General features: G+C 68.2%; 26 protein-coding genes, 1 tRNA gene and 1 pseudogene. 21 read left to right on the top strand and 7 right to left on the bottom strand.

Translation table 11 applies throughout. The annotated features are described in order from the left end of the window. Positions 1-115 precede the first annotated feature (115 nt). The 9 genes from M4D77_RS08525 (at position 116) to M4D77_RS08565 (ending at position 9,412) form a co-directional block, all read left to right on the top strand. Positions 116-1,543, top strand: a complete 1,428-nt coding sequence (locus M4D77_RS08525) for an FAD-binding oxidoreductase (RefSeq protein WP_211539527.1) — start codon at positions 116-118, stop codon at positions 1,541-1,543. Between the two features lie 57 nt (positions 1,544-1,600). Then, positions 1,601-2,014 carry a hypothetical protein gene (locus M4D77_RS08530; protein ID WP_137810019.1) on the top strand — a complete coding sequence of 138 codons (414 nt, stop codon included), beginning with the start codon at positions 1,601-1,603 and terminating at the stop codon, positions 2,012-2,014. A 116-nt stretch (positions 2,015-2,130) separates the two neighbouring features. Beyond that, positions 2,131-3,759 carry an FAD-dependent monooxygenase gene (locus M4D77_RS08535; protein WP_259936010.1) on the top strand — a complete coding sequence of 543 codons (1,629 nt, stop codon included), beginning with the start codon at positions 2,131-2,133 and terminating at the stop codon, positions 3,757-3,759. An 88-nt stretch (positions 3,760-3,847) separates the two neighbouring features. Further along, positions 3,848-5,155: a polysaccharide pyruvyl transferase family protein gene (locus M4D77_RS08540; protein WP_259936011.1), complete on the top strand. Its 1,308-nt coding sequence runs from the start codon at positions 3,848-3,850 to the stop codon at positions 5,153-5,155. 73 nt (positions 5,156-5,228) lie between these two features. Beyond that, positions 5,229-6,428 carry a serine hydrolase gene (locus M4D77_RS08545; RefSeq protein ID WP_259936012.1) on the top strand — a complete coding sequence of 400 codons (1,200 nt, stop codon included), beginning with the start codon at positions 5,229-5,231 and terminating at the stop codon, positions 6,426-6,428. A 28-nt stretch (positions 6,429-6,456) separates the two neighbouring features. After that, positions 6,457-6,942, top strand: a complete 486-nt coding sequence (locus tag M4D77_RS08550) for a PPOX class F420-dependent oxidoreductase (protein WP_259936013.1) — start codon at positions 6,457-6,459, stop codon at positions 6,940-6,942. Positions 6,943-6,973: 31 nt separating this feature from the next. After that, on the top strand, positions 6,974-7,972 hold the full coding sequence (locus M4D77_RS08555) for an ATP-binding cassette domain-containing protein (RefSeq protein WP_259936014.1): 999 nt from the start codon (positions 6,974-6,976) through the stop codon (positions 7,970-7,972). Beyond that, entirely contained in the window at positions 7,969-8,772 is an 804-nt protein-coding gene (locus M4D77_RS08560) for an ABC transporter permease (protein WP_078113817.1), read from the top strand. Before M4D77_RS08555 ends, M4D77_RS08560 begins: the two co-directional genes overlap by 4 nt. A 10-nt stretch (positions 8,773-8,782) precedes the next feature. Further along, positions 8,783-9,412 (top strand): GyrI-like domain-containing protein, encoded by a 630-nt coding sequence (locus M4D77_RS08565; protein ID WP_078113831.1) that lies wholly within the window; start codon positions 8,783-8,785, stop codon positions 9,410-9,412. A 29-nt stretch (positions 9,413-9,441) separates the two neighbouring features. On the opposite strand, the gene M4D77_RS08570 is transcribed toward M4D77_RS08565, so the two are convergent. Beyond that, entirely contained in the window at positions 9,442-10,473 is a 1,032-nt protein-coding gene (locus tag M4D77_RS08570; RefSeq protein WP_159370954.1) for an LLM class flavin-dependent oxidoreductase, read from the bottom strand. Positions 10,474-10,605: 132 nt separating this feature from the next. Between M4D77_RS08570 and poxB the strand changes: the two are divergent. Then, positions 10,606-12,343 (top strand): annotated as a pseudogene (poxB, locus tag M4D77_RS08575) (ubiquinone-dependent pyruvate dehydrogenase). Here poxB and M4D77_RS08580 read toward each other — a convergent pair. Beyond that, on the bottom strand, positions 12,340-12,990 hold the full coding sequence (locus tag M4D77_RS08580) for an MBL fold metallo-hydrolase (RefSeq protein ID WP_259936015.1): 651 nt from the start codon (positions 12,988-12,990) through the stop codon (positions 12,340-12,342). The pseudogene poxB and the gene M4D77_RS08580 overlap by 4 nt on opposite strands. A gap of 140 nt (positions 12,991-13,130) precedes the next feature. Here M4D77_RS08580 and M4D77_RS08585 point away from each other — a divergent pair, with 140 nt between their 5' ends. Further along, complete coding sequence (locus tag M4D77_RS08585) at positions 13,131-14,390, top strand: oxygenase MpaB family protein (RefSeq protein WP_259936016.1); 1,260 nt, start codon at positions 13,131-13,133, stop codon at positions 14,388-14,390. Positions 14,391-14,453: 63 nt separating this feature from the next. Continuing rightward, positions 14,454-15,506, top strand: a complete 1,053-nt coding sequence (locus tag M4D77_RS08590; protein WP_137810029.1) for a fused (3R)-hydroxyacyl-ACP dehydratase subunits HadA/HadB — start codon at positions 14,454-14,456, stop codon at positions 15,504-15,506. Between the two features lie 9 nt (positions 15,507-15,515). Here M4D77_RS08590 and M4D77_RS08595 read toward each other — a convergent pair whose 3' ends face one another. Together M4D77_RS08595 and M4D77_RS08600 are read right to left on the bottom strand one after the other, a co-directional pair. Continuing rightward, positions 15,516-15,992, bottom strand: a complete 477-nt coding sequence (locus M4D77_RS08595; protein WP_259936017.1) for a phage tail protein — start codon at positions 15,990-15,992, stop codon at positions 15,516-15,518. An 80-nt stretch (positions 15,993-16,072) separates the two neighbouring features. Then, the gene (locus M4D77_RS08600) at positions 16,073-16,498 is read right to left on the bottom strand and encodes a nitroreductase family deazaflavin-dependent oxidoreductase (protein WP_259936018.1); all 426 of its coding nucleotides are present in this window, start codon (positions 16,496-16,498) and stop codon (positions 16,073-16,075) included. A gap of 108 nt (positions 16,499-16,606) precedes the next feature. On the opposite strand from M4D77_RS08600, the gene M4D77_RS08605 reads away from it, so the two are divergent. Beyond that, complete coding sequence (locus M4D77_RS08605) at positions 16,607-17,110, top strand: methylated-DNA--[protein]-cysteine S-methyltransferase (protein ID WP_259936019.1); 504 nt, start codon at positions 16,607-16,609, stop codon at positions 17,108-17,110. A gap of 146 nt (positions 17,111-17,256) precedes the next feature. On the opposite strand, the gene M4D77_RS08610 is transcribed toward M4D77_RS08605, so the two are convergent. Beyond that, positions 17,257-18,171 carry an alpha/beta fold hydrolase gene (locus M4D77_RS08610; RefSeq protein WP_211539539.1) on the bottom strand — a complete coding sequence of 305 codons (915 nt, stop codon included), beginning with the start codon at positions 18,169-18,171 and terminating at the stop codon, positions 17,257-17,259. Positions 18,172-18,441: 270 nt separating this feature from the next. Between M4D77_RS08610 and M4D77_RS08615 the strand changes: the two genes are divergently transcribed. From M4D77_RS08615 to M4D77_RS08650, 8 genes are all read left to right on the top strand, one after another. Continuing rightward, on the top strand, positions 18,442-19,014 hold the full coding sequence (locus M4D77_RS08615) for a recombinase family protein (protein WP_065629821.1): 573 nt from the start codon (positions 18,442-18,444) through the stop codon (positions 19,012-19,014). Then, the gene (locus M4D77_RS08620) at positions 19,011-19,313 is read left to right on the top strand and encodes a hypothetical protein (RefSeq protein WP_259936020.1); all 303 of its coding nucleotides are present in this window, start codon (positions 19,011-19,013) and stop codon (positions 19,311-19,313) included. Before M4D77_RS08615 ends, M4D77_RS08620 begins: the two co-directional genes overlap by 4 nt. A gap of 290 nt (positions 19,314-19,603) precedes the next feature. Next, entirely contained in the window at positions 19,604-20,002 is a 399-nt protein-coding gene (locus M4D77_RS08625) for a chorismate mutase family protein (RefSeq protein ID WP_068972171.1), read from the top strand. A 1-nt stretch (position 20,003) separates the two neighbouring features. After that, on the top strand, positions 20,004-22,145 hold the full coding sequence (gene pabB, locus M4D77_RS08630) for an aminodeoxychorismate synthase component I (protein WP_259936024.1): 2,142 nt from the start codon (positions 20,004-20,006) through the stop codon (positions 22,143-22,145). Beyond that, entirely contained in the window at positions 22,142-23,023 is an 882-nt protein-coding gene (locus tag M4D77_RS08635) for a prephenate dehydrogenase dimerization domain-containing protein (protein ID WP_137810035.1), read from the top strand. The genes pabB and M4D77_RS08635 overlap by 4 nt, the downstream gene beginning before the upstream one ends. Beyond that, positions 23,020-23,961 carry a diiron oxygenase gene (locus M4D77_RS08640; RefSeq protein WP_068972169.1) on the top strand — a complete coding sequence of 314 codons (942 nt, stop codon included), beginning with the start codon at positions 23,020-23,022 and terminating at the stop codon, positions 23,959-23,961. Before M4D77_RS08635 ends, M4D77_RS08640 begins: the two co-directional genes overlap by 4 nt. Positions 23,962-24,003: 42 nt before the next feature. After that, on the top strand, positions 24,004-24,477 hold the full coding sequence (locus M4D77_RS08645; protein WP_083229477.1) for a GNAT family N-acetyltransferase: 474 nt from the start codon (positions 24,004-24,006) through the stop codon (positions 24,475-24,477). Positions 24,478-24,514: 37 nt separating this feature from the next. Then, the gene (locus M4D77_RS08650; RefSeq protein WP_068972167.1) at positions 24,515-25,603 is read left to right on the top strand and encodes an ATP-binding protein; all 1,089 of its coding nucleotides are present in this window, start codon (positions 24,515-24,517) and stop codon (positions 25,601-25,603) included. Positions 25,604-25,660: 57 nt separating this feature from the next. Here the strand turns inward: M4D77_RS08650 and M4D77_RS08655 are convergent. Together M4D77_RS08655 and M4D77_RS08660 are read right to left on the bottom strand one after the other, a co-directional pair. Next, positions 25,661-25,734, bottom strand: a tRNA-Pro gene (locus tag M4D77_RS08655). A gap of 150 nt (positions 25,735-25,884) precedes the next feature. Further along, positions 25,885-26,148, bottom strand: a complete 264-nt coding sequence (locus M4D77_RS08660) for a GlsB/YeaQ/YmgE family stress response membrane protein (RefSeq protein WP_065629874.1) — start codon at positions 26,146-26,148, stop codon at positions 25,885-25,887. Positions 26,149-26,192 lie beyond the last annotated feature (44 nt).

Below are 26,192 nucleotides of genomic sequence, written 5' to 3' on the forward strand. Positions count from 1 at the left end.
AAGTCCGCCTCAAGTCGCCTTCAAGCGCCGTCGGCGACCCTGGTCAGGACTCCGGCGTCGCCCGGAGCCCGACGAATTCCGCCGGATCGTTCCGGCCGCGACCGAGGACCTGCCGATGCCCGCAACACCCGCCTCCTCCCTGCCCGAGCACGCCGAGCGCCTCACCGTCCGGACCCGTACCTCGGTCCTCGCGCAACTACGCGACCGGATCGCCGGCGACGTCTTCGGCCCCGGCGATGCCGGCTACCTCGACGCGCGATCCGGCTTCAACCGGCTCGACGTGCACCGCCCGGCCGTGATCGCCGTGCCCGACAATCATTTCGACGTGGTCGAGGCGGTCCGCTTCGCCGTCGAGGAAGATCTACGCGTCGCCGTCCAGGCGACCGGTCACGGCACGGGGAGACCGGCCGACGGCGGACTGCTGATCAACACCTCCCGGCTCTCGTCGGTGAGCGTCGACCCCGTCACCCGGACCGCCCGGGTCGGCGCCGGCGCCCCATGGCGAACGGTCGTCGACGCGGCGGCGCCGTACGGTCTCGCGCCACTGATGGGCTCGGCCGGCGGGGTCGGGGCGGTCGGTTACACGCTCGGGGGCGGTTTCGGCTGGCTCGGTCGACGCCACGGCCTCTCGTCGGACCGCGTGCTCTCGTTCGACCTGGTGACTCCGGACGGGACACCGATCCGGGTCACCGATACCAGTTTCCCGCACCTCTTCTGGGCGTTGCGCGGCGCCGGCGCCGGCGGTCTCGGTGTCGTGACGTCCATGGAGATCGCGCTCGTCGAGGTGTCGACCGTGTACGCCGGCAATCTCTTCTATCCGGCCGCCGACGCCGAGGAGATCATCCGCCGGTTCCGCGACTGGGCGCCCGCCCAGTCCGAGGAACTGACGTCGGCCGTCGCGATTCTCAACCTCCCGCCCACGGACGACGTCCCGGCGCCGCTCCGCGGCCGGAGCTTCGCCGTCGTGCGCGGCTGCTGGTCCGGGGATCTCGACGCCGGTCGCGCGGTCGTCGACGAATGGCGCGAGTGGCGGACGCCGGTCGTCGACATGTGGGGTGCGCTGCCGTTCGCGGCGATCGACGCCGTCAGCATGGACCCGACCGAGCCGATGCCGGTGATGGTCACCACCGAATGGTTCGACGATCTCCCCGACGTGGCCGTCGACATCGTCGCCGCGCGGGTCCGGCCGGCCCCGGCGTCGGCGCCGCTCATCGTGTGCGGCGAGATCCGCCACGCCGGTGGAGCGATCGCTCGCAGCGCGGACAACGCGCCCAACGATCGGGGGCGACAGGGCCGGTTCCTTCTCGAACTCGTTGCGGCGGTGCCCGATCCGCACGTCGCATTGGCCGTCGAGTCGACGTTGCGGGTGACCCGCGCCGAGCTCGAGCCCTACGTGACCGGCGCCGCCTACCTCAACTTCACCTCCGGCTCCGAACGCGTCGCCCGGGCCGCGGACGCGTTCAGCGCGGACAACCGTCGCCGGCTCGACGAGATCAAGGCCGGCCTCGACCCGGCGAATCGCTTCTGTCACGGCGACCTGTGATCGGCCGATCGGACGGCGCACTCGCCCCGGGTGGCCGGATGTGGACTGATGGTCGGCATGTCTGAACCGTCCGAACCCCGGCACGATCGCACCCCAAACGACCGGCCCCTGCTCGTCGTCGACGCCGCCAACGTCGTGGGTTCGGTGCCCGACGGGTGGTGGCGCGATCGCCGCGGAGCCACCGAACGGTTGCGGACGCGTCTCGATTCCGTCGCCGTCGGCGGACTCGAAGGACTGCCGGGGCCACTCGAGGTGGTGCTCGTCGTCGAGGGTCGGGCCCGCGGTGTCGTGGCGAGCGAACAGGTCCGGATCGTCGACGCGCCGGGTTCGGGGGACGACACGATCGTCGGCGTCGTCGCGGATTCAGATCCTCGTCGCGAGCGCATCGTCGTCACCGCCGACCGTGAATTGCGGGCCAGAGTCGCGCAACTGGGCGCCCGGACGATCGGCCCCGCCGCCATCCCGAGGTGACCGGGCCGGAGTCGACCGTCCGTTTGACGTCCGATTTCTCCGTTCTGGTGGCGGTGGGATGCCACCCGCCCGATAATCCTCAGAGCGTCGGCGACTGCCGACAACGGGAGGATTCCATGACCGAAGTCGATGTCCTGATCGCCGGCGCGGGCCCCATCGGCTTGACCGCCGCCATCGAGCTGCGCAGGCGCGGAGTTCGCGTGCGGATCGTCGATCCGCTCCTCGAACCCCCGCAGTACGCCAAGGCGGTCGGGATCCAACCGCGGACGCTCGAGGTCTTCGAGAGCATGGGCGTCGTGAAACAGGTGCTCGACGCCGGGCTCGAGATGCGCGGACAACTCGTCTACGTCAACGGAAGTCAGGTCTCGCGGGTCGATCTGTCGACGCCACCCGACGTGCCCTACCGATTCCACCTGCTCCCCCAGTACGCGACCGAGCGCATCCTGCGTGAGCGCCTGACCGATCTGGGTACCGAGGTCGACCGGGGCACCGCCGTGTCCGCGTTCGACCAGGACGCGGACGGGGTGACCGTGACGCTCACGGGTCCGGACGGGGACACCACCGTCCGTGCGGGCTATCTGCTCGGCGCCGACGGCGCCCACAGCGTGGTGCGCAAGGGACTCGGGCTGTCCTTCGAAGGGGCCGCCTTCACCGAGCAGTACATGCTCGGCGACGTCGTGGCGGACTGGTCGATGCCCCAGGGGTACGCGATCCGCTCGATGCACCAGACCGCGGACGGCACGACCGACGACCAGCTGGTGTGCATCCCCCTTCCCGGCCGCGGCCGCTACCGGATGTCGATGCTCGTCCCCGACGAACTCGCGGTCGCACCGACCACCGGCGGAGACGGTGTGGCGCACGGTTTCGAGGGAACCCGGGCGCCGGAACTGTCCCACATCCAGGCCGTGGTCGACCGCCTCGCACCGGAACCCGCGACGGTGTCGAACCTGCGCTGGTCCTCGGTGTTCCGGATCAGTCACCGCATCGTCGATTCCTACGGTCGTGGACGCGTGTTCGTCGCCGGCGACGCCGCCCATATCCACCCGCCCACGGGTGCGCAGGGGATGAACACCGGCGTGCAGGATGCACACAACCTCGCCTGGAAGCTCGCCCTCGCTGTCGCGGGTGTCGGCTCCGACGGGCTCCTCGACAGCTACGACCTCGAACGTCGGCCCGTCGGCGAGGAGGTCGTGGGACGCACGGTCCGGGACGCCCGCGAGGGCATCGGCGCCGATTCCAACGACTTGGACTTCATCATGCGGCGCGAGGGCCAATTGCTGATCTCCTACGCCGACAGTCCGCTCGTCGCCGGGTCGGCGGTGCCCACGGCGCCGGCCGCGCCGCGTGCCGGTGAACGCGCACCGGATGCCGCCGGCCTCAGCCGCGATTCCGTCAATTTCCCGCTGCGACTGTTCGACGTGATCGGCGGCGTCGACCATTCGCTCGTCCTGTACGCCGACCCCACCGCCGGCGCCGACGAGGTCGCGGTACTCGAATCACTCGCCGACGAGATGTCGACGAGGGCGCACGGCCACCTCGACATCCATGTGATCGCCGCGCCGACCGCGCAGGTCGGCAGCACCGAACTACCGCTGCTCCGGGACACCGACGGCCGCTTCGCCGATGGCTACCGCCCCGACGGTTCGACGGTGTTCGTCATCCGTCCCGACGGGTACGTCGGGTACCGCGGGCCGACCACCGACGGCAAGGCCGCGCTGCGTCACCTCGAGGGCACCTTCGGGTAGCGGCGACACCTCGTACCAGCGCGCGCCGTGTCGTCCGATCTCTGTCCGACCGGGGCCACCGGCCGCGCACGCCGTAACCTTGGGGATCGTGACCAGCAGACCGGCACTCAACCGCCCCCTGTTCCGGGCCGCGGGCGTGCTCGCCGACCGCATCGGCACCTCGGTCCGGCAGCGCTCCGCCGAGTCACGTCTCGGCCGCGCGATGGGTGCCGGCGAGGTGATCTACCTGGTGGCACCGGCCGGCCACCCGAACTACGGCGACGAACTGATCGCAAGAACCTGGTTGCGGCACCTGACCCGGGTGCGTCCGAATGCCACGATCGTGCTGGACTGCCACAGCCCGGGCACGGCCACGACGCTGCTGCGCGATGCCCACCCGAACATGCTCGTCGTCGACACCCTCTGGCAATTGACCACTTACGCCGCGGAGGCCGAACAACCCGCGCCCTGGGAGTGGGTCGGCGCCGCCGCCCTCGACTCAGGTCTGGCGCCGCGACTGACCGCCGGGATCGACCTCCTGGAGTCGGCGACCACCATCCACCTCCTGGGCGGCGGCTACCTCAATACCGTGTGGCCACACCATGTCTCGTTGTTCGTCGCAGCTGCTGCGGTGGCCCGGCGCTCCGGGGCGCGCCTCGCCGCGACGGGTCAGGGACTCGTTCCCGCGCTGCAGGGCGCCGCGTGGGCGGCGTTGACCGAGGCGTTCGCCGCATTCGACGTCGTGGACGTGCGCGACACCGCGTCGTACGACGTACTCGACGGCATCATCGGCGCACGTCATTCCGGGGACGACGCGTGGCTGACCCTCCACCGGCCCCGGCCTCCGCTGTATCGAGAGATGGACACACCGGCCGAGAACGGCGTCGTGCTGTGCCTGCAGTCCGACCTCACCGAGAAGTTCGCCGGACCGCGGGCGACCGGCGTCGAGGCCCTGGCCGACTTCGTACGGGCAACGCTCGACTCCTGGGACGTGCCCGGTTCGGCGGTCACCGTCGTCGAGGGAATTCCGGGGCACGATTACGAGGTTCCTTACCGGCTCGGAACACGTCTGGCCGGTGCCACCGTGCGCACCTTCCGCGACGTCTGGAACGACGGGTTGCCCGCCGGTCACCACAACACCTGGATCAGCACGCGGTTCCACCCGCACCTGATGGCCGCGGCCGCGGGCGATCCCGGGATCGCGGTCGCGGCGATGCCGGGTTACTACACCACCAAACATTGGTCACTGGTCGAGGCCGGCTCGGACTGGACGGTGGTGGATTCCGGTACGTCCGTCCCGGACCGGCCGTACGGGCGGGGTTTCGACCCGGTGGCGCGGGAGCGGGCCGTCGCCTCGAAGCTCGCCACGGCCGTCGACATCTACCCGGTCTCGCCGGCGCTGGCGCACCGCATCTGACATACCCGCCCCGGACGTTGTCCCATTTGCGCCAAGTCGCCTCGGTGCGCCGACCTGCCGTTAGAGTGACCACATGAGCCGAAACCCCGTGCGCGCCACGGCCCTCCTCCGCATGGTGACGATCGGTGCAGCGGCCGTACTCGGCCTCGTCGCATGCTCACCCTCGGAGACGGCATCCGGTGCGGGATCGTCGAGTGCAGCGCCCGGCTCGGGTCAGACGACCTCGGTGCCGGCCGACACCGCGGCGGCGTTCCAGAAGGCGATCGACGACACCCGGGCCGCCGGGAATCTCCCCGGCGTCATCGCCCGGGTCATCTCACCGGCCGGAACCTGGACGGGGACGTCCGGGGTCCGGGCGGCCGGCGGGGACGATCCCATCCAGGCGGCGGATCACACCCGCATCGGCTCGCTCACCAAGACGATGACGGCCACCCTGCTGCTGCAGCTCGTCCAGGAGGGCCGCGTCTCGCTCGACGACCGCATCGACAGGTTCGTCCCGGACGCCCCGAACGGCAGCGCGACGTTGCGCCAGGTCGCCGACATGACCAGCGGCATCCCGTCGTACACCGCGTCCGAGTCCTTCGACCGGAAGTTCTTCGCCGACCCCGAATCCGTCTGGACGCCCACCGAACTGGTGGACACCGCGAAGGCGCTGCCACCCAGCTTTCCGCCGGGGCAGGGCTGGGAGTACTCCAACACTAATTACGTCCTGCTGGGCCTGGTCATCGAGAAGGTGCTCGCGAAACCCATCGGCGAGGTCTTCGCCGACCGGATCTTCACGCCCCTGGGCATGGACGAGTCCTCGTGGCCCGGCGGGTCGGTCGAGATCCCCGACCCACATCTCGACGGCCTCACCGACCAGGGCCAGCCCGACGGGCAGACGGTCGACTCGACGCGCTGGAATCCGTCCTTCGCGTCCACCGCCGGTGCCGTCATCTCGACCGTCGACGACCTGCAGACCTGGGGTGAGGCCTTGTTCACCGGGCAGGGCGTCCTGAATCCGGCGACCCAACAACTGCGCCGGGACTCGATTCTCACCTCGCCGCCACCGAACACCGCCACCTCCGGATACGGCATCGGTATCGGCAACCGCGACGGATGGTGGGGTCACGACGGGGATTTCCCCGGATACAACACCTCGTTGTTCCACAACTACGAATCGGACACGACGATCATCATCGTGATCAACACCGACGACGCGATGACGGTCGACGGCAAGTCGACGACCCCGGTCAGCGCCGTCCAGGCCGGCCTCATCGCCGCGCTGCCCTGAGACCCCGGTCCCGGCGTAAGGTCGGCGCATGGCCAGAACAGTCGCGAAAGCCGATGGTGTCGACCGTGCCGAACTGCTGGAGTTCATCCGGCCGCGCCACCACATGATCCTCAGCACCGTCCGCTCCAACGGCAGCCCGCAGATGTCGCCGGTCACCGGTGGGGTCGACGAGCAGGGCCGCATCGTCATCTCGACCTATCCCGGCCGGGCGAAGGCGGCGAACCTCCGGCACACGCCGGTGGCCAGTGTCGTGGTGCTCTCCGACGACTTCAACGGCGCCTGGGTCCAGGTCGACGGTGATGCCGAGGTCCTCGACATGCCCGAGGCCGAGGACGCGCTCGTCGACTACTTCCGCAGCATCTCCGGTGAGCACCCCGATTGGGACGAGTACCGAGCAGCGATGCGAACACAGGGCAAGTCGCTGATCCGCATCACGCCGACGAGGTGGGGTCCGGTGACCACCGGCGGATTCCCCGCCGAGGTCGCGGCCCGGCTCGACGCGCAGGACCGATGAGCGCACCGGCCCGCCGGACGGACCCGATCGGTTGACCACCGGCGCCGACATCGAGATCCGCGGGTTGACGAAAAGCTATGGCGGACATCGCGTTCTCGACGGCATCGATCTCGAGATACCCGCCGGCAGCGTGACCGCCCTGCTGGGGCCGAACGGTTCCGGCAAGACCACGACCGTCGGCATCGCGTCGACCCTGTTCCCCGCCGACTCGGGGACGGTGACGATCGGCGGATACGACACGGTCGCGCAGACGCGTGCGGTGCGCGCGATGATCGGTGTCACCGGCCAGTCGGTCGCGGTCGACGAATTGTTCAGCGGGCGCGACAATCTGGTGCTCATGGCCGACCTACGACGGCTGGGCCGACGCAACGGACAGGCCCGCGCCCAGGAGTTGATCGAGCAGTTCGATCTGATCGCGGCCGCCGACTGCGCGGTGTCGACCTACTCCGGCGGCATGCGTCGGCGCCTCGATCTCGCCATGACTCTGGTGTCCATTCCGCGAGTGATCTTCCTCGACGAACCGACCACGGGTCTCGACCCCAGGAGTCGACGGATGCTGTGGGAGACCATCTCCCGGCTCGCCGCCGAAGGCGTCACGATCTTCCTCACCACGCAGTACCTCGAGGAGGCCGACCAGCTCGCCGACCGCATCGCCGTCCTGGACCACGGCCACATCGTGGCCGAGGGCACCGCCGCCGAATTGAAGAGCCGGGTGCACGACTCCGAGGTGCGCCTGACCTTCGCCGACCGCGACTCCTTCGACAAGGCGGCATCGCTTCTGCCGGATGCGCGTCCGGTTCCCGAAGCACGACGCCTCGACATCGCGACCGACGACACCGTCACCACTGTCCGGACCACCTTGAACCAGCTGGAGGCCGCCGGCATCACGGTCACCGACGTCGGTGTCCACGCCCCGACCCTCGACGATGTGTTCTTCGCGCTCACCGGCAATCCCGCTTCCGCGGCCGCCGATGCCGACACCGGCGAACCCGGTGCCACCGACCCGGATCCGTCCGGAGCCGCCTCATGACGACCCTGGCACACACGGTGTCGGATTCGCGGGTCATGGTCCGCCGCAACGTTCGGCGGCTCATCAAGTTCCCGGTGCTCACCGTGATGCTGGTCGGCATCCCGGTGGTCTTCCTGCTGCTGTTCGTCTTCGTGTTCGGGGGCCAGCTCGGCGCCGGGATGACCACGCAGTCCGGCGACAGCGGGCGGGCCGCCTACCTCGACTATGTGGTGCCCGGGATCGTGCTGGTCACTGTCGCGTCGGCGGTTCAGGGCACCGCCATCGTCGTTGCCATGGACATGACCTCGGGGATCATCAACCGTTTCCGCACCATGGACATCGCTCGCTCCGCTGTCCTCACCGGTCACGTACTCGCCAGCCTCCTGCAGGCGCTGTTCAGCATCGTCGTGGTCCTCGCCGTCGCGGTCGGTATCGGATTCCGGCCGTCGGCCGGTCCGCTCGACTGGCTGGGCGCGCTCGGCGTGACTTCCGTGTTCTCCGTCGCGCTGATCTGGCTCTCGGTCTACCTCGGGCTGGCGGCCAAGAGCGTCGAGACCGCCAGCAACACACCGATGTTCCTCACGATCCTGCCGTTCCTCAGCACGGGTTTCGTACCGGCCGAATCCCTACCCACCGGGTTGCGGCAATTCGCCGAGTATCAGCCCTTCACCCCCGTCATCGAGGTCCTGCGCGGAACCCTCACCGACGCCCCGGTCCCCACCGCGAGTGTTGTCGCCTCGCTCGCCTGGAGTCTCGCCATCGGCGGGGCCGCATACTTTCTCGCGCTGCGAACCTATGAGCGGCGACGCATTCCCGGATAGTGTCGAGGGCGTGCCCGAGAAGGTGGACTTCAAGAAGACGCTGGACTCGTACAAGGCGCGGCGCGGCCAGTTCCGCATTCTCGACGTTCCGGCCATGCGCTACCTGATGATCGACGGATCGGGCGACCCCAACTCGACACCACAGTTCGCGGCGTCGATCGAGACGCTGTATCCGGTTGCGTACAAGCTGAAGTTCGCAAGCAGTCGTGAACTCGGCCGTGACTACGTCGTCCCGCCCCTCGAGGGGCTCTGGTGGGCCGACGACATGAGCACCTTCACCGGCGCCCGGGACAAGGGCCGCTGGAGTTGGACGCTCATGCTGATGGTTCCCGACTGGATCGGCGAGGATCTGCTCGACGCCGCTGTTCTCGAGGCCGGCGCGACGAAGCCCCCGCCGCGTCTCGCCGATCTACGCACGGAGTCGTTGGACGAGGGGTCGTGTGTTCAGACACTGCACCACGGGCCCTTCGACGACGAGGGGCCGGTGCTGGCCGAGATGCACGATCGGTTCATACCCGACAACGGCTTACGCATGTCGGGCCGTCACCATGAGATCTACTTCAGCGACTTCCGCCGAGTAGCTCCGGAGAAACTTCGGACCCTGCTGCGTCAACCGGTCGAGTCCTCCACCATCCCGTAGCGAAAGATGCTTCATCGCAGGGTTACTCGTTACGAAGTCCCGCCGGCCGGCGTCCATCCGAGTGCCGGTCCGAGCTGCCCGGCGAGATCACCCACGATCTGCAGGTAGTCCGGCTCGTCGAAGGAGAACGGCAACGCGAAGGCCACCTCGGTGGCGCGTTGGAATCCCGCGTGCTCATACAGTCTCTCGGCGAGTTCATCGGACGGTCCGACGAGGTCCGGCGAGAACAGGAGGCCCCGCGGGCCCTGCGGGGTGAGCGTGCGCTCGAACCGACTGTCGGCATACGCCCGGTACTTGCGGATCTGGTCCGCGGTCGCGGAATCCGTGGGGATCACCACGAGCCCTTGGGACACGCGCGCACGGTCGGGGTTAACGTGATGGGCACGGTAGGCGTCGATGTGTTCGGCCTGGATGGTCGCGAAGTCGCGCGACTCCGTGCCCTCGGTGGTCACCACCGAGGACGTCAGATAGTTGATGCCTTGCCGGCCCGCCCAGATCGCCGAGCTCAATCCACCTCCGTACCAGACCCGATCGGCGAGACCCGGCGAATGCGGTTGCACCCGTCGGGAGAACGTCTCTATCCCGACGGTGCCCTCGAAGTCGCTGACGGGTTCGCCCCGCAGGTTGTCCAGGAGCCTCACCACCCGGTCCTTCGAGAAGTTCTCGAGCGCATGGGTTTCGGGATACAGCGCGGTCTTGAAGTCGTCGTAGCGCATCGGCACACCGACGGAGACCCCCGGGTTGAGCCGTCCCCCGCTGAGGATGTCGACCGTCGCCAGGTCTTCGGCCAGCCGCAGCGGATTCTCCAGACCGAGCGGGATCACCGCGGTACCGAGCTCGATGCGACTGGTGCGCACCGCCGCGGCCGCCAGCAGGGCCACCGGCGAGGAGATGCCGTACTGCAGATGCCGGTTGCGCACCCACACGCTGTCGAAGCCGAGTTGTTCGGCCAGCTCGATCATCCGCAGCGTCTCGAGGTGGCCGGGGCGCGGGTCGTCACCGTCGAAGCGTCCGATCGTCAGAAATCCGAGCTTCTGGAGGGGTTCACCGCGTCGTGGCATGCAATCGATTTTCACACCGTCTGGCAGCGGAGACATGTCGGCGAATCAGGGTGGGTCGAATTCTTCGGTGGCCACGCCGGCGCGCGCCGCGTCTATAGTCGGGGCACACCGCCGCCGACCGAACGGATCGCCATGCCGCCCACTGTCGCGGAGAGGATCGTCGAGGAACTCGAGCGCGCCGGAGTCCGGCACGTCCACGGGTTGCCCGGTGATTCACTCAACGGTTTCACCGATGCCCTGCGGAGAAACGACACCATCTCGTGGCGACATGTGCGACACGAGGAGTCGGCGGCGTTCGCCGCGTCCGCCGAAGCCGCGCTCACCGGTGAACTCGCGGTGTGCGTGGGAAGTTGCGGGCCCGGCAACCTGCACCTGATCAACGGACTGTTCGACGCACACCGCAGTCGTGTCCCGGTCCTCGCGATCGCCGCGCACATCCCGGCGACGGAGATCGGCACCGGATACTTCCAGGAGACCCACCCCGAGCAGCTGTTTCGGGAATGCAGCGCCTTCTGCGAGATGGTCGGCACGCCCGACCAGATGCCGCGCCTGCTCGACATCGCCCTGCGCACCGCGGTCGAGAAACAGGATGTGGCGGTCCTCGTCATCCCGGGCGAGACCTTCCTGGCGCCGTGCCCGAAACGGCGCGCCGGCGCCCCCATCCGCCGTATCCCGCGGGTCACCCGGCCCACCGATGCCGAGATCGACCGCGCCGCAGACACTCTCAACGCCTCCGAGCGCGTGACTATTCTCGCCGGGGCGGGGGTGCAGGGGTCTCACGACGAGGTCGTCGAGCTCGCCCGTGCCCTGCAGGCCCCCGTCGTGCACGCGTTGCGGGGCAAGGAATTCATCGAGTACGACAACCCCTACGACGTGGGAATGACCGGGCTGCTCGGCTTCTCGTCCGGATACCGGGCGATCGAGAAGTGCGACACACTGCTCATGCTGGGCACCGACTTCCCCTATGAACAGTTCTATCCGTCGAAGGCGACCATCATCCAGGTCGACATCCGTGGCGAGCAGATCGGTCGACGCTGCCCCGTCGACCTGCCACTCGTCGGCGATGTCGGCGACACCGCCCGTGCGCTCCTGCCGAAGATCTCCACCGGCCGCGACTCCGCACACCTGTCGACCTCGTTTGGCCCACTACGCCACGGCACGGCGCCGCCTCGACGACCTCGCCGACAACGACCGCAACCGGACGCCCATCCACCCGCAGTACCTCACCCGCCTCATCAGCGAGAAAGCCGACCGCGACGCGGTGTTCATCCCCGACGTCGGCTCACCGGTGGTGTGGGCGGCGCGCTACCTCGAGATGAACGGGGCCCGTCGCCTGATCGGCTCGTTCACCCACGGCTCGATGGCCAATGCCGTGTCCCAGGCGATCGGCGCACAGACCGCCTTCCCGGACCGCCAGATCGTTGCGCTCGCCGGCGACGGCGGGCTCGCGATGCTGCTCGGCGAGCTGCTGACCATCACCCAGAACAACCTGCCGGTGAAGATCGTCGTCTTCGACAACTCGTCGCTGAACTTCGTCGAGGTCGAGATGAAGGCGGCCGGATTCGTCAACTACGGAACCGATCTGGAGAATCCGGACTTCGCCGCGCTGGCGGAGTCGCTCGGTATCCACGGTCGGCGCGTCGAGCGGCCGGACGACCTGGCCGGTGCGGTCGACGAGCTCCTCTCGCACGATGGTCCGGCGCTGCTCGATGTCGTCACCGCTCGGCAGGAGCTGTCCATCCCGCCGACGATCACCGCCGCCCAGGCCAAGGGCTTCACGCTGTACGCGCTCCGCACCGTACTGTCCGGACGCGGCGACGAACTGGTCGACCTCGCCGAGACCAATCTCTTCCGGCGGCTGTTCGACTAGGCGTTTCGGTCCGCAGCCACCTGCAGGCCGAGAATCGCTTCGGTGACACCGGCTGTCCAGGTGGACGTGTCGACACGGTGAACGGCTGACTCCCCCGCATACGCGCTCGATATGACGACGTCCGGGGCAAGAGTGGCCAGCAGTTCGAGGCTCCCCGCGAGCTGGTCGGGGTCACTGATGCCCGGGAGATACCCGGCGGTCCACCGCCCCGACGCACTGCGATAGAGGGTGTCCCCGGTGAACAGGTAGCGGTCGCCGTCGGCGCCGTGCACCAGGTAGCTCGTGCTACCCGGGGAATGGCCGGGTGTCGGGATCACCTCGACCCCGTTGCCGTCCGTGTGCCGGTCCGCGAGCCCCACCCCGATCCGCGCGTAGCGGCCGATCCGGTCCGCTTCGGCGAAAGGAGCGTGCAGTGTCGTCCCGAATCGTCCGTGGATCGCTGCCAGCAGCGGCCCGGCCTCATCCTGATGCGACAGATATTGCTCGTCGATCCCACCCAGGCGGTAGAGCTCATCGAACTCGGAGTCCGACGCAACCGAGTAGAAGAGGACGTTTCGAGTCGACCTCCACAGGTAGGCATGCGTGGTCAGTCCCGGAAACGGGTTGTCGGAGCTGGTCTCCCACAGGTCGGCGGATACGCGGCGCATCGATACCTCCTCGGATTGGTTGAATGTCCCACCACGGTGCAACTTCGAGTTCACTTGAAGTCAAGACGCCGTTGCCGACTGGTCAGCAGAGCACCGCGGGTGATACACATCTAGGAATCCGTCTCACGTCAGGAGTCCCCGTGTCCACCTCGCTGCCACTCGATACTCCTGCCTTTCCGGCGGCGGTCGCCTATGAGTCCGCGATGACCAACCGGCGTCTGCGAGGCGTGCGGGCGCTGGTTCGGCGGTTCACCCGCAAAGACCTCTTCCCGGAGCCGGAGAACCTCCGCACCTTCGCCGAGGACATGTTCCGCACCGACCCCGTGGCCGAACGTTTCGTCGACGAGGTCTACGGCACGTTGGGCGGCGAGGCGGCCCGGGCCCTGCTCGATCAGGCACTCACCGACGGCCTGGACAGCATCGACGATCCCCCGCCCGCACTGGTCGACCTGTTCGAGGAGTTCGAGACGGTGCCCGACTGGGTCGACCCCGAGCTGATCGCGGAGGGCGAGGCCATCTGGCGCCGGTGGGGTACCGGCCTGTTCAGCGTCGCCGGGGGGATCACCCTGGAGATGTACACCGAGGCCGCGGTCGCGAAACCGCTCTCGCTGGCCGGGGGTTATGCGGGCGACAACGCTCTGCGCCGGTTCCTGGAGACCTCGCGTTTCTGGATCGACGTCTCGCAACCCGACGCGTTGCTCACGCCGGGGTCGCAGGGTCGTGCGACGGCGATGCGGGTACGCATCATGCACGTGTGGGTCCGGCGCACCGTCGCCGAACACCCGGAATGGGACCGCCAACGCTGGGGCGACCCGATCAGTCAGTCCTACCAACTACTGACCCTGCTGGGCGGCAGCGTGGTGCCCGCGATGGCGCTGTGGCTGACCGGAATACAGACGACACCCCGCGAGATCCGCGTCCTGCTGCATTATCAGCGCTACCTCGGCCACCTACTCGGGGTGCGCACGCAGTGGTATCCGGAAACGATCGCCGACTCGTTGCGATTGCTGGCCTTCGTCACGTCCACCCGCACCTACGACGCCGGGGCCGACGGCGCAGAGCTCATCGAGTCGTTCCCGGCCGCGTTCGCGAAGCGCGGGTCGACCGGCTTGCAGCGGTTGCGCGGCACATACAACGCGGCGATGTACGCGGCGTACTCGAGCGTCTACATACTGCCCACGACGCGGCTGCGCTACCGGATGCCCAGTCCGGTTCCGGGGATGCTCGTCATCGTGCTCCGACTACCGGTGGTGATCGTCGTCGAAACCACCCGTCGACTCTCACCTCGATTCCGTCGACTTCACGAGAAGTGGATGTGCCGCCATCGGGAGAACTGGCACGACTGGCAGACCTCGGGTCGCCCGGCCGAGTACGCCCACGGGAAAGGTCTCCGGCGCTGACCGCGGTGTCGGAGAGTTACTCCGGAGTTGGACTCGAATGCGCACACCGTTAGCGTGTTCGGGGTGACGCACACCCCGACGACCACCGCCACGACCACCGACGATCCCTCCGGGATCGGATCCCGCGTCGGCCACTACTACGTGCTCGACGGCTCGTATCAGGTCGGCCGCGAGAAGGTGCGTGAGTACGCACGCGCGGTCCAGGACTACCACGGCGCCCACTGGGAGCCCGAAGCCGCAGCCGCCCTTGGCTATTCCGGTCTCGTCGCGCCGCTCACCTTCACCTCCATCCCGGCGATGGCGGCGAACCGGGAGCTGTTCGAGAAGGTCATCGTCGGATACGACACCTACGTCCAGACCGAGCAGGTCTTCGAGCAGCACCGCCCGATCGTCGCCGGCGACGAGCTGACGACGGACGTGGAGCTGACGAGTGTCCGTCGGATCGCGGGCAAAGACCTGATCACCGTGACCAACACCATGACCGATGCCTCGGGCGAGCGTGTGCACACCATGCACACGACGGTCGTCGGGGTCACCGCCGACGAGGTCGACCCCGAGTTGAGCAGTGCGGTTCGCAAGGTGATGATGCACGACGTCAACATCTTCAGCCACGACGAAGCGGCGGAACGATACGTGCGGACGGTCCGTCCCGACGCTGACGTCCGCACCGCTGACGACAGCGGGCGGACATCGGGCGCACGGAACTTCGACGAGCTGAACGTCGGCGACGAACTGCCTCTGCACACGATCAGGTTGTCGCGCGGCGATCTGGTCAACTACGGCGGTGTCGCGGGCGACGCGAACCCCATCCATTGGGACGAGACGAGCGCAAAACTGGCCGGCCTGCCTGATGTCATCGCGCACGGCATGCTGACCATGGGGCTCGGGGCCGCTTTCGTGTCGTCGTGGTCGGGCGACCCGGGTGCCGTCACCCGCTACGCGGTGCGCCTGTCCCAGCCCGCTGTCGTGTCCGGCGCCGAGGGCGGCGAGATCGAGTACAGCGGGCGGATCAAGTCGCTCGATCCGGCGACCCGGACGGGCGTCGTGATCGTGGTGGCCAAGTCGGGCGGCCGCAAGATCTTCGGTCTCGCCACACTGAATATCCGCTTCTCGTGACCCCGGGGGTCAGTACTCCCCTTTGATGACGAAGTACGACCCGCGGATCACGCCGGCGAGTTTCGATTTCTGACGCGCGAACTTGAACGTCGACTCCGACTCGGTCGGGACGTCCATGCCGTCGGAGAGCTTGAACCCGACGGCACGCTTCCCACCGGGATCGATGCTGTACATGTCGTTCACCGCGAGGCCGGACTCGTAGAACACGTACGACATGTGCAGCCTTCCGTCGTCCGGGCCCACCTCGAAGTCGCTGACCTCGAGCGCGGGTGAGGCGATGGTGATGTCGCGCTCGTCGGCCAGGATCGCGGTCACCCGGTCGAGGATTTCGGGCGCGTCCGACGCCGGGACGACGGTGAAGTCGTGCCCGTACTTCGTCTTGTAGTACCGGGCCTCGTTTGCCCGGAGTCCCGCCAGCGCCTCCGCAACCGGTGAACTCTCGAGTCCCGCGGTGGAGACCTGCTTGAAGTCGATCACGTCACCCATGACTCTCCCTCCGGCAGGTTGCCTCAGACAGCGTAAAGCCCCCGACCGCGGTCGGGGGCTTTATCGATGCAGCGCGACGCTCACTCGAGGACGAACACCGGGATCTGCCGATCGGTCTTCGTCTGGTACTCGGCGTAGGGCGGGAAGGCGGCGACGGCCAGCTCCCACCAGTGATCGCGCTCCTCGCCGTCACTCAGCTCGCGCGCGGTCAATTCCTTCACGTCGGTACCGTCCTGCGCGGTGACCTGGGGGTTCGCCTTCACGTTGTGGTACCACGCCGGATGCTCGGGCGCGCCGCCCTTCGAGGCGACCATGAGGTACTTGCCGTTCTCCTCCACGCGCATCAGCGGGACGTAGCGCTTCTTGCCCGACTTCGCGCCGGTCGTGGTGAACAGTACGATCGGACGGTCCATCACGGTCACACCGTCGGTCGTGCCCTGCTCCAGGATCTTCTCGGTCTGCTCGCGGACCCAGCCTTCAGGACTCAACTCTGCTTTAGCACTCATGGTGGGCGGAACACCACAGCTCGGCCGGGTATTCCCCGCAGCGCCGTCTGTGTCGTGACTCTCCGATACTGTGTGGCCGGACCTGACCTCGACCGTGAGATCTCACCGATGACCACACCATGCCGTGCTCTCGTACCGACGCCGGTCGGCGCCGTGGCCGTCGACAGCAATGGATCGGCCGTCGTGCGCGTGGCCTGGCGAGTGACCACCGACGTACCGACCGATGACGAGACCATCGATCCCGTTCTCGCAGAGGCGATTCGACAGATCCGCGCCTATTTCGCGAGTGAGCTGACCGATTTCGACCTGCCTGTCGATCTCGATCGGATGTCGGACGCCGCCCGGGCGGTCCTGTCGACGCTGCACCGGACGGTCGCCCACGGCGACACGGTCACCTACGGCGAACTCGCGGCGATGAGCGGCACGCGGGTCTCTGCGCGCGGCGTCGGCACGATCATGGGGATCAACCCCCTGCCGTTGATCATCCCGTGTCATCGCGTCGTCGCCGGCGACGGACTCGGCGGCTACTCGGGCGGCGCGGACGGTCAGGGTCTGGCGACCAAACGCTGGCTGCTCGAGTTCGAGGGCGCTCTCCCGCCGACACTGTTCTGATCAGGAGCCCAGCCGACTACGCCGACCCTGAGATCGATGTCGCATGCGACATCAATCCGTCTACGCGACCTCGATCGAAGTCGCATCAGCGAACCGATGTCGCACGCGACGTGAGTTCGTGATCCGGCATCCTCGAGCGTCGAGCGTCATGTACGCGACGCCCCAGACAGATGTTCGACGACCAGCGACTGCAGCCTCGGAGCGTCCGAGCCGAGCCACAACGACAGGTGCGTTCCCTCGTCGACGGCTTCGAGGCGAGCATCGGGCAGCGTCTGCGCGGCATGGACACTCTGATCGAACGGGACGTCGGCGTCGGTTCGGGAGTGTATCGCCAGCACGGGTGCGGTCACCTCCGCGAGCGGTAGGTCGAGGTCGCGAAATTGGTCGAAGTCATTGTCGAAGCCAGCTTTTCGCGACCCCGACACGGTGTCGAACAGATCGATTGCCAGCGTGCGCTGGTCGTCATCGGCGATGATCTCCGCGGTGAGCGCCCTGATCTGTACACGCGACAGGTCTCCCTCACCGGACAGGAGTGTCGAGATGGCCGTGGACGGCGCGTGTGACGCAAGCGTCGTGGCCACCCAGTTTCCGAAACGACTGAAGAGAAGCTTCTCCTCGGACAGTTCGAGTCGTCCGCGCAGGCTGCTCCGCGGATCGAAGCGGGTGCTGACCGCGGCGACCGCGACGATCGCGGACACCCGCTCGGGTACGGAAGCCGCCAACGAGTAGGCGACGGGACCGCCACCGGACCAGCACATCAGCCCGAAACGATCGATCCCCACCGAATCCAGCACCGCCCTGACCAGTGCCGCCTGCGCGGCCGGATCTCGATTGTCGCCGCCCAGGGGCGTACCCAGGTAGCCCGGTCGAGAGACCGCGATGACGCGATGCGTCCCGGCCAGGAAGCGCGTCATCAGGACCCCCTGGTCGCAGCCACCCGGGGACCCGTGCACGAACACCAGCGGTGGCCCGGATCCGACGTCGACATATTCGACCGGCCCGGTCGGCGTCTCGACGAGGCGCGGTTCCGTCGAGTGACTGTCCGAGTGAGCGAGCCCCATGGATGTACCTCCTCCGACGACCGTGGTGCGACGGTAGCGCCGGCGCGACGCCCGCGCGGCACAACGCGGTGAAACGGCGCGAACGGGTGTACCCCGAACGCGGCCGCACCTGAGTCATCTCTCCTATTTCGAGACTCTTTTTGGGACTATCGAGACCCAACATCCCCGCTGCGTCATATGTCTCGAAACACCGGCGAGTCTTTTGAGTCTGTTTCGATACTTCTGAGATACGCTGACGCGGTGACAGCAGACGCAACACAGCCGTCGGGGATGGCCCTCGGCTACGCACGCGACTCCCCCGGCGCCCACGCACTCGCGCCCCAGATCGACGCGCTCACCGATGCCGGGGTGGACCCCGCGCGGATCTACACCGATGCGACCGATCGCTCCGCGCCCGCGGGTCAGCGGCCCGGGATGGCCGCCCTCCTCGACTACGCGCGAGCCGGCGACACCACGGTGGTCGTCGGCATCGACCGCCTCGGCCGGAACGTTCGCGAGGTCATGGAGGTCGCGAACCAAATGGCCGGGCGTCGCATCGGACTGCGCTCGCTCCGCGAGGGAATCGACACCGCCGACCCGGCCGGAGCGATGATCGTCGCGGTGCTGGCGTCGCTGGCCGAACTCGACGACGACGCGCCGAGACGGTCGGACCGTTCCACGCCGAGAACCCTGCGTGGGTCCACGTCGGCGATCGGCCGGCCGCGGGCGCTCGACGCCGATCAGGTGGTGCGCGCCGAACAGATGCGCGCGCAGGGGGTTTCCGTACCCAGGATCGCGCAAGAGCTCGGGGTGAGCCGCGCGACCCTGTATCGCACCCTGGCCGAGAGGCGTTCGGTCCGTTGAAGAATCCCGACTCCGACCTCCCCGAACTCGACATCGTCACCGAGTACGGCGTCGTCACGCGCCTGCCCACGTCGTTCCCGATCTTCGACGCCGAACTCGACGAGCACCTCGATCCAGACCTGTTCCAGCAGGGTTTCGTCGATGCCGCGGCCGATCTCGGTGCGCTTCCCGCGCCGTGGGCGCGACAACTGGCGTCGTCGACGCTCGCGTGTCCGCCCGACCCCGACGACGAGGAACCGAGTTACACACGCGGCTATCGCGCCGCCCTCTACGGACACCTCCGGCACCCCGGAAAGTAAGCGCGGCAAAGGGTCTCGGCAACGACGCCCGGAAGGTCGGACTTGCCGCAATCGAACCGCCGCCCCGGCAACGGATCTCGTGCCTTGACGTACTAGTCGTTGGCGAATCGTGATCACCTGGTGACGTCAACGCCCCTCGCGACACGCATGCTCGGTGCGACCATAGACCGAGTCGGGGGATGCGGTTCGCGAACGCGGGCCGGGCGCAATGCCGGACGGGGGCAGGCGCCGCATGTCGGGCGGGTCAAGTCGGCGGGCCGCACTTTCGGACACTGCTAGGTGGTCGCGCCATGACCCGATCGACGAACATCAACAGCCGTGCGCCGGGTGGAGACGACCCCACCGCACGCGAACTGGAAGCCCTGCGAACGGAATTGGACGGGATCGACGACCGTCTGCTCGAAGACGTGCGGGCCCGGATCGAGGTCTGCACACGCATCGCGGAACTCAAACGACGGCACGCCATCCCGGTGATGCAGCCGCGCCGGGTCGGCGCTGTACACGAACACGCCCACCGGTTCGCCATCGATCACGACCTGTCCACCGATTTCCTGCATGCCCTCTACGACCTCATGATCTCGGAGACCTGTCGGGTCGAGGATCTGATCGTCGGGACCGAGACGTCGCAGCGATCGGAGCCGGATCGTGACCCCGCCCGACACCCGTCCGCAGTCGCGAGCGCGGACTGAGGTGGACCCGGTGCGCACACTGCTGATCGACAACTACGACTCGTTCACGTACAACCTGTACGCGTTGTTGACCCAGGTCAACCGCCGGGAGCCGGTCGTCGTCGCCAACGATGTGCCCTGGACGTCGGTGGACCTGACAGCTTTCGACAACGTGGTGGTCTCCCCCGGCCCGGGCCGTCCGGATTACCCCCGCGACTTCGGGATCAGCGCACGGGCTCTGACCGACAGCGGACTACCCGTGCTCGGGGTGTGCCTGGGCCACCAGGGCCTGTGCCATGTGTTCGGCAGCCCGGTGGTACGGGCCCCCGAGCCGCGGCACGGACGACTCAGCACCGTCCACCACGACGGCCGGGGCTTGTTCGCGGGACTGCCGTCCCCGTTCCGGGCGGTCAGGTATCACTCGCTGGCGGTGGTGGAGGTCCCCGACGAGTTGGAGGAGCAGGCGTGGTCCGACGACGGCGTCCTGATGGCGGTGCGCCACCGGGTGTTGCCGATGTGGGGGGTGCAGTTCCATCCGGAGTCGATCTGCAGCGAGTACGGCCGGGAGCTGTTGGCCAACTTCGCGGCGGCCACACGGGTGCGAGCGCACCGCGGGGTCTCGGTCGGGGCGAGTCGGGCGTCGGCGACGACGGAGCGCCCGGCCAGTGAGGCGTCGACGAGTGAATCGGCGGGGAGTGAACCGACGGGGAATCGGCACGAGGAATACCGGGTCCGATCGGTTCGGGTGGACCACGTGGTGGACCCGAACAGCGTCTATGAACGACTGTTCGCCGGTGGCCCGAACAGCTATTGGCTCGACCGGTCGGCTGCCGAGGAGACCGACGGTCGCTTCTCCGTCATGGGAGACTGCTCGGGCCCCCACGCCGAGTATGTGACCTACCGGGTCCCGGAAATGACTGTGCGAGTCGAACATTCGGACGGTACAGCGGAGGAGGTCCGCAGCACCTTCTTCGACTACCTCGACGCCCAGCTGCGGGCGCGTGCGGTGGCTGCGCAACCTGAGCTGCCGTTCGCGTTCTGTCTGGGGTACGTCGGCTATCTCGGCTACGAGCTCAAAGCGGACACCGGCGGCCAGCTGGCGCATGCCTCCGAGCAGGCCGACGCGGCGCTCGTGTTCGCCGACCGCGCGGTGGTGATCGACCACGGACACGGGTGTGCGTATGTGCTCGCACTAGAAGCAGTCGAGAGCCCGGATCCCGATGTCGCGACGTGGTTGGACGAGACGGCGTCGACCATTCGGGAGATGCGAACCGCCACACCCGCTCCGGCGACGACTCCCCCGCTGGTCCCGGCGCCCCACGAGGTGCCGATCGTGTTCCGCCACAACCGCCAGACGTACCTGAGGCTCATCGAGGACTGTCTGGCGGAGATCCGGTCCGGGGAGTCGTACGAGGTGTGTCTGACGAACTCGGCGACCGTGCACCGCAGCCTCGACCCCGTGTCCGGGTATTCGTGTCTGCGGGAGATCAGCCCGATGCCCTACAACGCCCTGCTGCAGTTCGCCGGGATGTCGGTGCTCAGCGCGTCGCCGGAACGGTTCTTGAAGATCGGTGCCGACGGGACGGTCGAGTCGAAGCCGATCAAGGGGACACGGCCGCGGTCGGCCGATCCCACCGAGGACCACCACTTGCGATCCGCGCTACGGGCGAGCGAGAAGGACCGGTCGGAGAACCTGATGATCGTGGACCTCGTCCGCAACGACCTGTCGCGTGTCTGCGTCCCGGGGTCGGTGCATGTGCCGTCACTGTTCGACATCGAGACCTACGCACCCGTGCATCAAATGGTGTCGACCGTGCGGGGGACGCTGCGGAACGGGGTGTCGGCGGTCGACTGTGTGCGGGCGGCCTTTCCCGGCGGTTCGATGACCGGCGCACCGAAGATCCGCACGATGGAGATCATCGACAAACTCGAGGCGGGTCCGCGGGGCGTGTACTCGGGGGCGATCGGCTTCTTCTCGCTCACCGGAACCGCTGACCTGTCGATCGTGATCCGCACGATGGTGGCGACCGGTTCCGAGGTGACCTTCGGCGTCGGCGGTGCGATCGTCGCGCTGTCGGATCCGGACGAGGAGTTCGAGGAGACGATGGTCAAGGCCCTGACCATGCGACGCTGCCTGTCCGTCGCCGAGGAGAGCGACTCGTGACCGAATCGGCCGGCCCCGGTGCGCGGTCGGTGGTCGTGGCCGGCGGAGCAGGGGCGGTGGGATCCATGTTCGCGGACCGGTGGCGCAGCGGCGGCGACCTCGTACACATCCTGGACGCCACCTCCGGCGACGACATCCGTGCCCCCGGCCCAGAGGCGACCGCGCGGGTGCGCGCGGCGGACATCGTGGTCCTCGCGGTGCCGGAGAATGTCGCCGTCGCCTCGCTGGGGACGGTGCGATCACTGATGCGCCCGACCGCGATGCTGGTGGAGACGCTGTCGGTGAAGACCCGGTTCGCGGCGGCCGTCGGCGGACTGGACGAGAGCCGTTGCGCCACAACGGGCCCGGCCGTCGGCGTGAACCCGATGTTCGCCCCGTCCCTCGGTCTGCCCGGCCGCGCGATTGCGGTGGTCGTCCATCGCGACGGACCCGGCGTGGACCGCCTGATCGACGACCTGGCGAGGTGGGGCGCTCGCGTGCAGGTCACCACCGCCGATCGGCACGACCGCCTGTGCGCCGCGGTGCAGGCCCTCACCCATGCGACCATCCTGTCGTTCGGGGTCGCGCTCGCCGATCTCGGCGTCGAGGCCGACGAGGCGGCGACACTGGCCACCCCGCCGTTCATGACGATGTCGGCGATGCTGGCGCGCGTCGCCGGTGGGACACCGGAGGTGTACCGGGACGTGCAGTCGTCGAACCCGTGCGCGTCGACGGCCCGGGATGCGTTGGCGCGTGCGGTGTCCCGGGTCTCCGCCACCTGCGACAGCGACACCGACGAGTTCACGGCGCTGCTCGCCCGGGCCGGAGCGCCGCTGGGCGATCGCGGCAGCGAGTATGCCGGGCTGTGCGCGCAACTGTTCGCCGGGTTGGCGTCGTGACCGGCACGCTGCCCGACCACGACGCCGCCGACCCGGTGGAGACGGCGGTGATCCGTGGGCTGGTGCGCAGCTGGTCGCGGCGGGCCACGGTGCGCCGCACCGAGCCCGAACTCGACGGCCCGACCATGGACGATCTCTACGACGACGATTGCGTCGACTATCCCGAGACACTGCTCCCCTTCGCCGGACATCCGGGATGGAACGGGCTCGACGAGGACCGCCGGTCCCGGGTCCGGGCGTGGGGGTGGATCGCATACAACAAGAACGTCGTCGACATCGAACAAGACGTGGTCACACCCGGTTTCGGCTTGCTGTTCCGGGATGCCTTCGGCACTGGGTTCTCCGACGCCGGGAGGGCGGCGGTCGTCCAGTCGATGGTCGACGAGGAGTACCACACGCTGATGCATCTGAACGCTTCCGCGCTGACCCGCCGCCGGCGTGCCTGGACGCTCCCGGATGCCACACTGCCCGAGTCGTTGATGGTGCGCCGCCATCGGGCTGCGCTCGCACGTGCGGAGTCGGCACGAGCCGCGGCGCTCACGACCCTGGCATACGCGACGGTCGCCGAGACCTCCATCGGGGACTACCTCACGTTGATCGCCGAGGATCGGACGATCCAACCGGTTCACCAAGCCACCGTCGCCCTGCATCGCCGCGACGAGCGCGCGCACGGCTCGGTCGCCGGCGAGATGATCGCGATGGTCCACGACCGGCTCGGCCCGGACGACCGGCTCGTCCTGGCGCATGCGCTGCGCGACGGCGTCGACGCGTTCACGGCGACCGACAGCGCCGCCTGGTCGGCCATCCTCGCCGCCGAGCGGATCCCGGACGGCGCCACGATGCTGCGCGAGTCCGCAGAGGATCCCGATAGACGACGAGTCCTGCAGGATTGCAGTGCGGTCGACCGGCTACTCGCCCGGTTCGGCGCCCTGGGTTGACCTGCGCCGGTGATCGTCGGGTGGGCGGCTACGGTGGTGACCGTGAACGAGCCCGACAGCCCGCGAGTGGCGACACCGGCCGACGCGGCGACCATGGCCGAACTGCTCGACGCCTTCAACCGCGAGTACGGCGAACCGTCTCCCGGACCGGCCGCCCTGGCCGATCGACTGACCGATTTACTCTCGCGCAGTTCGACTTTCGCGATCGTGGCCGGCGACCCGATCACCTCGCTGGGCCTGGTGACCATCCGGACAAACGTCTGGGTCGACGGCGGCATCGCCCTGCTCGACGAGATGTACACCACGCCCGCCCAACGCAGCCGCGGACTCGGTGGTGCCGTCCTCACCGCCGCGGTTGCCGAGGCGGCGCGACGGGGCGCCGGGGAATTCGAGATCGAGGTCGACGAACCCGACGTCGACGCGCACCGCTTCTATGCCCGGCACGAATTCCCGCTGCGCGACCCCGAGACCGGCGATCGGGCGTTCGTTCTCCGCAAGGAGCTGACCGCTCCGTAATCCGATGGAATCCCGCCCGTGCCAGTAAGGTACGAGCGTGGTTCAGCTGACAGTGGGAAGCCATCGCGACAACGCGACGACCGACGTCCTCCTCACCGCGGAGAAGTTCAATCGGCACACCTTCTGGTGCGGCCAGAGCGGCTCCGGGAAGACCTACGCGCTCGGGGTGGTTCTCGAACAGCTGCTGCTCCGGACCCGACTCCCGTTGCTGATCCTCGATCCGAACGCGGATTTCACCCGGTTGCCCGAGACACGGGGTACCGCGGACCCCGCCGCCGCGGATGCGATCGCGGCATCCGACATCCGGGTCCTGCATTCGACGCGACGTGACGGACCGCAATTGCGGACGCGATTCCTGACCCTGCCCCTGGCCGCGAAGGCCGCGGTCCTGCAGCTGGATCCGATCGCCGACGCCGACGAGTACAACGTCCTGCTGCACGCCGACGCCACACTCACCGAAACATCGGACCAGACCACCTACCTCGACGCGCTACGCAGTTCCGCCGACCCCGGACATCAGCGGCTGGCCAAGCGTATCGAGAATCTGCAGGTCCTCGACTGGGCACTCTGGGCGCGGGGTGACCTCGCGGCGACCGACGTCATCGACGAGCGACCCCAGGCGACCGTGCTCGACCTGGGTGGGTTCGCCCACCCAGCGGAACCGAAGGTCGCCGCCCTCAGTGTGCTCGAACACCTCTGGGCCCACCGCGACGAGCGGCGCCCGATACTCATCGTGATCGACGAGGCCCACAACATCTGCCCACCGCAGGCCACCAGCGCGGTCGAGCAGGCGCTGATCGACCGGGTCGTGCAGATCGCCGCCGAGGGCCGCAAATTCGGCCTCTGGCTGCTGCTGTCAACCCAGCGGCCGACCAAGATCCACCCCAATGTCCTGTCCCAGTGCGACAACCTGTGCCTGATGCGGATGAACGCCCCACGCGATCTCGCCGAGCTGGCCGACACCTTCGGCTTCGTACCCGAACACCTCCTGGCGGAGTCGCCCGGGTTCCGCCAGGGTGAGGCACTCCTCGCCGGTGGGTTCATCACCGCGCCCACGTACACGCAGATGGGTGCCCGGATCACCGAGGAAGGCGGCGCCGACGTCGCGGTGCCGCTGGTCGTGTGAGCGGTCGATGGTTCCGAGAACAAAACCCCGGTGAGCGACGCTCACCGGGGTTTTCTGTCGGGCTGACAGGATTTGAACCTGCGACCACTTGACCCCCAGTCAAGTGCGCTACCAAACTGCGCCACAGCCCGTTGCTCCCTGGAGAAGCGGAGCGATGTAAAGCCTAGCCGACGAGCACGGTTCCGAACCAATCGCCTGGTCAGGCCTCATTTCGGGCCGGTGGCCAGATGTAGTGCGTCGTTGCTTCTGCCGCCACGAAGCGCTACATCTGACACCGGCTGCTAGACGGTCGAACGCTTCTTGAAGAAGATCCACCCGGCGGTCACCAGAACGGCACCCACGAGGGAGCCGATGATGCCACTCGGGCGGAGCTCGAGGCCGTCGCCCGAGAGCAGGCTGATGAGCAGTCCGCCGACGAAGGAGCCGACGATGCCGGCCACCAGGGCGAGACCCCAGTCGACGGTGCGCAGGTTCTTGCCGCCGAGGAGGATCTGCGCCAGGGCGCCGATGACCATGCCGAAAACGATGATTGCCAGGATGAGCACGAGACGCAGTATCTCACAGCAGGTGTCGTGCGCCACCGGCACGC

The organism is Gordonia sp. p3-SID1431 (assembly GCF_025143765.1).
GTDB lineage: Bacteria > Actinomycetota > Actinomycetes > Mycobacteriales > Mycobacteriaceae > Gordonia > Gordonia hongkongensis.